This window comes from Pseudomonas fluorescens HK44 (genome assembly GCF_000217955.3).
GTDB lineage: Bacteria > Pseudomonadota > Gammaproteobacteria > Pseudomonadales > Pseudomonadaceae > Aquipseudomonas > Aquipseudomonas fluorescens_AQ.
The window spans coordinates 1-6253 of sequence record NZ_AFOY02000031.1; the positions used below are offsets into that span (position 1 = coordinate 1).

At 62.9% G+C, this 6253-nt stretch carries 8 protein-coding genes; 4 read left to right on the forward strand and 4 right to left on the reverse strand.

Annotated features, from left to right (window positions below; genetic code table 11):
- Positions 1–91 precede the first annotated feature (91 nt).
- A complete protein-coding gene (merR, locus tag HK44_RS29080) occupies positions 92–490 on the reverse strand; it encodes an Hg(II)-responsive transcriptional regulator (protein ID WP_003089120.1) in 399 nt (132 codons plus the stop codon).
- A 74-nt stretch (positions 491–564) separates the two neighbouring features.
- On the opposite strand from merR, the gene HK44_RS29085 reads away from it, so the two are divergent.
- The 3 genes from HK44_RS29085 to HK44_RS29095 are packed head-to-tail and all read left to right on the forward strand — an operon-like array spanning position 565 to position 1423.
- Positions 565–915, forward strand: a complete 351-nt coding sequence (locus tag HK44_RS29085; protein WP_003089115.1) for a mercuric transporter MerT family protein — start codon at positions 565–567, stop codon at positions 913–915.
- A gap of 12 nt (positions 916–927) precedes the next feature.
- Positions 928–1203 carry a mercury resistance system periplasmic binding protein MerP gene (gene merP, locus HK44_RS29090; RefSeq protein WP_003150552.1) on the forward strand — a complete coding sequence of 92 codons (276 nt, stop codon included), beginning with the start codon at positions 928–930 and terminating at the stop codon, positions 1201–1203.
- 7 nt (positions 1204–1210) lie between these two features.
- A complete protein-coding gene (locus tag HK44_RS29095) occupies positions 1211–1423 on the forward strand; it encodes a GDCCVxC domain-containing (seleno)protein (RefSeq protein WP_003089113.1) in 213 nt (70 codons plus the stop codon).
- A gap of 12 nt (positions 1424–1435) precedes the next feature.
- On the opposite strand, the gene HK44_RS29100 is transcribed toward HK44_RS29095, so the two are convergent.
- The 3 genes from HK44_RS29100 to HK44_RS29110 are packed head-to-tail and all read right to left on the reverse strand — an operon-like array spanning position 1436 to position 5082.
- The gene (locus HK44_RS29100) at positions 1436–4429 is read right to left on the reverse strand and encodes a Tn3 family transposase (RefSeq protein ID WP_003299771.1); all 2994 of its coding nucleotides are present in this window, start codon (positions 4427–4429) and stop codon (positions 1436–1438) included.
- 3 nt (positions 4430–4432) lie between these two features.
- A complete protein-coding gene (locus HK44_RS29105; protein WP_003150546.1) occupies positions 4433–4843 on the reverse strand; it encodes a putative toxin-antitoxin system toxin component, PIN family in 411 nt (136 codons plus the stop codon).
- Positions 4843–5082 carry a ribbon-helix-helix domain-containing protein gene (locus tag HK44_RS29110; protein ID WP_003089107.1) on the reverse strand — a complete coding sequence of 80 codons (240 nt, stop codon included), beginning with the start codon at positions 5080–5082 and terminating at the stop codon, positions 4843–4845. Before HK44_RS29110 ends, HK44_RS29105 begins: the two co-directional genes overlap by 1 nt.
- Before the next feature lie 201 nt (positions 5083–5283).
- On the opposite strand from HK44_RS29110, the gene HK44_RS29115 reads away from it, so the two are divergent.
- Positions 5284–6213 (forward strand): recombinase family protein, encoded by a 930-nt coding sequence (locus tag HK44_RS29115; protein ID WP_003150544.1) that lies wholly within the window; start codon positions 5284–5286, stop codon positions 6211–6213.
- Positions 6214–6253 lie beyond the last annotated feature (40 nt).

Genomic DNA, 6253 nt, shown 5'->3' on the forward strand with positions numbered 1-6253 from the left:
GGGGTTTGGGGAGCAATGGAACCAAAAACCAACGTAAGCTCTGAATCCCACCGTAAAGGGGCTTTCCGATCTCCAGCTCACCCGCCAGGCATTACTCTCTGATCAGTGCCTCGATGATCGGGCAGATCGTTCCGCCGTCTCCCGCATCACATTGCTGCACCAGTTCGCCTAACAGTTGCTGCATGACGACCAAGTCGGCCATCTTCTGCTCGATCAACGCGAGCTTGCGTGCAGCCCGTGCTCGCGTTTCGGCACAGGCGCACGACTCATCCAGCGTCAGCAGTCCACCGACTTCCGAGAGCGTGAAACCCAGCGCCTGAGCCCGCTTGATGAAACGCAGTCGCTTCACCATGTCCACCGGATAGCGCCGATGGCCACCCAAGGGTTTGGCTGGTTCATCCAGCAGCCCGCGTCGCTGGTAGTAGCGGATCGTCTCGACGTTCACCCCGGCGGCGTCTGCCAGCTTGCCAATGGTCAGCTCTGTGGCCATCACTTTCTCCTTGATTCCGTACTTTGGTACGGAGTTTAGAATAGCACCTAGGCAATCAGGCTCAGGAGATGGGAATGGGGATGCAACTCACCGGGAAAGGCTCGCTGGTCGCGAGTTCGCTGACCGCCATCGGTGCGTCGGTGTGCTGTGTCGGGCCACTGGTGCTGTTGGCACTCGGTGTCGGCGGTACGTGGGTGGGCGCTCTGACCATGATGGAGCCACTACGCCCCCTCTTCATCGGGTTGACTCTACTGTTCCTGGGATTGGCATTCCGCAAGCTCTACCTGGTGCCACAGGTTTGTACGCCAGGTACACCCTGCGCCGATCCGCGCACGCTCGTGCGACAGCGACTCGTGTTCTGGATCGTCAGCGTGCTGCTGCTCGGCCTATTGGCCGTGCCGTGGCTCGCCCCGCTGTTCTACTGAAGGAGATTAACCATGCGCAAACTGCTGATCGCCGTGCTTTTCGCCTTGCCCTTCGTGGCGCTGGCGGCTCCCCCGAAAACCGTCACGCTCGACGTGCAGAACATGACGTGCGGACTCTGTCCGATCACGGTCAAGAAGTCGCTGGAGAAGGTGTCCGGCGTGAGTGACGTCCAGGTCAATTTCGACCAGAAGACGGCGACCGTCACCTACGATCCCGATAAGGCCCAGCCCGAGGCACTGACTGAGGCGACCGCGAACGCGGGATACCCCTCCACAGTGCAGAAGTGAGGTCACGATGAGCGCCATTGTCCTTGAGTCCGTGCTGACTTGCCCGCGCTGCGGCTTCGCCAAGCCGGAAACCATGCCCACGGACGCCTGCCAGTTCTATTACGAGTGCAGCAACTGCAAGGCGCTGCTGCGCCCCAACCCAGGGGATTGCTGCGTTTTCTGTTCGTTCGGCTCGGTGAAGTGCCCGCCGATCCAGCAGCAGCTTGGGTGTTGCTCATAGCGTTTAGGGGGATCACAGGTCGTCGTCTGGATTACGCAGTGGCCGCAGCTCGCCGCGCGCAACTTCTTCCGGTACCGCAAAGGAATACCGCCCGAGCATGTTGATGTGCTCGTAGATCAGCGGCGATAGCCGGGCCAAATCCTCTTCCAGCACTGGATAGCCGTGCTGCTTGAGCCGTTCCACGGCCGCCGTCATGTAGAGGGTGTTCCACAGCACGATGATGTTCACCACCAGGCCCAGAGCACCGAGCTGGTCTTCCTGGCCTTCGCGGTAGCGCTGGCGGAGCTCGCCGCGTTTGCCGTGGAACACGGCGCGGGCCAGGCTGTGCCGGCCTTCGCCTCGGTTCAACTGGGTCAGGGTGGCGCGGCGCTTGGACTCGTCGTCGATATAGGTCAACGTGTGCAGAGTCTTTTCGATCCGCCCGAATTCGGCCAGCGCCTGGGCCAGCCGGGTGGGTCTATCTCCCGTTTGCAGCGTGCGCATGATGCCAGTCGCCGGCACCCGGCCGAGTTTGAGCGAGCCGGCCAGGCGCAGCAGGTCGTCCCAGTGCTCGGCGATCAGGTCGAGTTTGACCGACTGGCGGGCCAGCCCGTTGAGCTTGCCGTAGTCCGCGTCCGGGCGCGTGCGCCAGAAGCGGGTACCGCCGACATCGGCCAGCCGCGGACTGAAGTGGTAGCCAAGTAGGCGGAAGAGCCCGAACACCACATCGCTGTAGGCCCCGGTGTCGGTCATGATTTGCGTCGGCTGCAACTCGGTCTGCTGTTCCAGCACGACCGCCAGCAACACCAGGCTGTCGCGCAGCGTGCCGGGCACGGTGATGGCGTTGAGGCCGGAGAATTGGTCGGAAATCAGGTTGTACCAGGTGACACCCCGGCCGGTGCCGAAATACTTCGGATTGGGGCCGGCATGCACGGTGCGCACCGGTACGACGAAGCGCATGCCATCGGCGGAGGCGACCTCGCCGCCACCCCAGACTTGGGCCAGTTCCAGTTGGCTTTGCGCTCCGACCAGGATGGCGTTAGCCGCTGACAGGGTGTCGTCGCGGATATAATTCTGGCTGACCCAGGACAGCCGGTCACGGCGCAGCGCCGGGTTGTCGGTGCGGATCAAGGGCTCCAGGCCGGTGTTGCAGGCCCCGCCCAACAGCACCGCGCAGAGGCTGGTGACCAGGTTGTCGGCGCGTGCATTGCGTTCGGAGACATGGGTGAAGGCCTCGGAAAAGCCAGTGCGGGCGGCGATTTCCAAGAGGATTTCCGGCAGATCGACACGCGGCATCAGGTCAGACACGGCCGCCCGCAGTTGCAGCAACGAGCAGGGCTCGTCCAGCTTGTCCAGCGCCCCGAGCGACAGTTCGGTCTTGCCCTCGGTGTTCTCGCTCAGTTGAATCGCCGGGTTGTCGGGCAGGCGCGCGGCTACTGCCAGCCAGGTTGCATCCAGCTCGACGGACAAGGCGTCCAGGGTGGTTTTGGCGTCGATGGTCAGGCCCAGTGACCGGCAGATGATCGGTCGCGCCGCCAGCCATTCGGCACCGTCGAGCAGGCCAAGGCGCGGGTCGGCATAGCGCCAACTGGGCGAGACGAAGACATCGCGGCGGCGCAGGGCCGTGCGCAGCGCATCGAGCGTGCAGAACACATAGGCACCCATGTCGAGGGAGCCATCTTCGCGGGTGATGTGCTTCTGCCAAGCCTTGGCCACGATCTCCTGCGGCGCGTCATCCTCTGGCTTCCGGCGCGGCAGGTTCAGTTGCAGCCACTCCAGACTAGCCGCCACGCCCTTGCCGGCCGGGCTGAAGCCGAAGCGGATGTGCTTGAGCAGGTCGGGCAGGAAGCGGCGCACGCTGCGGTAGCGCGCTTCCAATGCAAGAAAATAGACGTCATCTACCGGGCGGATCAGCGCGTTGACCTCTTCCAGGGCCTTTTCCAGGGTGGTCCTCGGCAGGTCGTTGAACAGCCGGGCGCGCACGTTGTCATCGCTGATCGAGCTGTCCAGCACGACCTTGCACGCGGCGGCGAGCGTCGCGGCCGACCGATCCAGGTCTTTCAGGCTGCGCATGCGGGCTTTCTTGTCGGCCTTCTCCGCGTTGCTGAACAGGTCGCGCAGCAAGGCCTCCAGGACTTCCAGTGCGTCGTCGTGCGCAGTCGCCTCCAGGCAGAGTGCGAAGGCCACCAGTGTCGCCATCCGCCGCGACGCCGGCAGCCGATTAATCGCGGTGACCTTGGCCGTGTTGGCGAAGCGGGCCAGGGCGGCGATACGGCTGGGAGGGATGTGCGCCGCCGCCGGCAAGGTGATGCCGATGCCGCGCACGTCATCGAGCCGGCGCAGTGCCCGAATCAACGCGGGGCCACTGACCATGACCGGGCCGGAGCGCAATTGATCCAGCCGGGAGCTGCGGTTGCCTTCGGCCACCGTCAGCAAGTCTTGCAGTTGCAATCGCTGTTCCTCAGTCACGCTGCGGCCCAGCGTAAACCAGAGGCGTTCTTCGACCCGACTGCGCAACTGGGCGATAAAGCGCTCTAGTTGAGACACACCAGGCAGGAGGACTTTCTGTGTGAACAGCCACGAGGTGGCTCGCTCAAACAGCACTCCCGGCCGGTCGGTGCCCGTCCAGCAGAGGGCATACAGCCAGCGGCTCAAGCGAAAGCCGATGCCCGGATCGGTGAAATGACGATAGCCAAAGCGGTTCTGAATATCGGTGGCATGTATCCAGCGGCGATGATCGCTATAGCGCTGGAGGCAGTCGGGGTCTGGAATCGCCAGTTGTCGGCAAAGCACCTGCAGGACTTCCACCGGCACGGCGGCGGGCTTGTCCGGCAGAACGCCAACGAAGCGGACGGTGGTCAGCAGAACGGCATAACCCAGACGGTTATGGTTACCCCGCAGCACCTGGATGGCTTCACGGTCTTCATCGCTCAGGTGGAAGTAACGTTCCAGCTCTTCACGGCTGGGCGAATCAACATAGCGGCCAAAACCGTCGCGTTGCTCTTGAGTCAGAAAACCGACCGGCATTGATCACAGCACCTCGACGCAGAACACGGCGGGCGTGACGATCCGCGTGCGTTCGATGTGCCCGCGTTGCAGCAGGCCGGCGCGGCGATCACCGGTTACCAGGTAGTCCGCATCGCCCGCCAAGGCCATGGCCAGCAAAAACGAGTCATCCGGATCATCGGCTTCGACCTCGATGGTCAGGCGCTCCAGTACCACAGCCCGTTGCAGGTTATTGATCATGGCGCCCACCTTGGCGGGCTGTAGGATGGCCTGAAGCTTGGGATAGCGGCTGGCTCGACGAATTTCATCGAGTTGCATCCGCGAGGTCACCACCTCGAAACGCGCCGCCCGCCAGGCACGGTAGATCGCATCGGGCGCGCCATGTGGCGAGATCAGGGCGCTGAACAGGATGTTGGTATCCAACACGACCCGCATCAGCGCTTACGTGCCCAGTCGAGCGCTTCGTCAACCGCGTTGGTCAATTCTGCCTCACTCAGATGGGCGTTAGCGGCCTTGGCCTGCTCAGCGCTCAGCTCCAGGATGTGTGCCCGTACCGCTTCTTCGATGAAGCGCGACAGGTCGCCCTTACGGCCGCCGCCCTGGCTGGCCAGAAACATCCGAAGCGACTGGTCGGTGTCGGCCGAGACGGCGACATTCCAGCGAATGGTATTCATAGCGTTCTCCGCTAATAGGTGTTTGTGTGTTTATACGCCAATCACAAAGGGCGATGCAATGGTTCGACAAAACGAAGGTTTTGCCGAACTCTATCGAGGAATGGCTCGGTTCGTTAAGCTCCCCGCGCTACGGTTCAAATAACTGGTACGCTTAATCAAAGTTCAACTATTACTAACGTAGTCGAGTAAACAGTACTTTTGATGAAGATCGGTTATGCGCGAGTGAGCACTCGGGATCAGAAAGCCGACCTACAAGTCGATGCCCTGAAACAGGCCGGGTGCGAACGCATCTACCAAGACATCGCCAGCGGCGCGAAAAGCGCCCGGCCGGAGTTGGACAAACTGCTGGCCAACGTGCGGCCGGGTGATGCCGTGGTGATCTGGAAGCTGGATCGCCTTGGGCGTTCCCTCAAGCACCTGGTCGAGTTGGTCGGCGAGCTGGCAGAGCGCAAGGTCGGCTTACAGAGCCTGAATGACCCCATCGACACCACCCACGCCCAAGGCCGCCTGGTGTTCAACCTGTTCGCCTCGCTGGCGGAGTTCGAGCGCGAGCTGATCCGCGAGCGGACTCAGGCGGGTCTGTCGGCCGCACGGGCGCGTGGCCGGATCGGTGGCCGTCCCAAGGGCCTGCCAGCCAAGGCTGAGGCCACCGCCATGGCGGCCGAAACCCTCTACCGCGAAGGTCGCCTGAGCGTCAGCGCGATCGGCGAGAAGCTGCACATCTCCAAGAGCACGCTGTACAGCTACCTGCGCCACCGTGGTGTCGAGATCGGCGCGTACCAGAAGAGCGCCAGGTCACGCGACCAGCAGCCTTCGGCCGCGTCGCCGGCAGAGCCGCCCGCCGCCGAGCGGGTGGCCACCGTCACCCTGCGCCTCGCGGTGGTGAATAACAGCAAGTTCGTGCGCGGCCGGAAGCGGGCCACGGAGAACATTGAGCGCTACTGCCTGGAGCCCTATGGCATGAAGCGGCTGGATGCCGGCCACTATGAGTTGACCATTCCGTATCGGAGCGACGATGAGCTGGACAAGAGCGTGCATGACCTGCTGACCGAGATCAGCCAGGAGGCCGACATGCGCAACTGTTTTGTCGAGATGGGCGCCTGGGAAGAAGACACCGAAAAGCGTTGGTAGGGCTTACGTTGGTTTTTGGTTCCATTGCTCCCCAAACCCC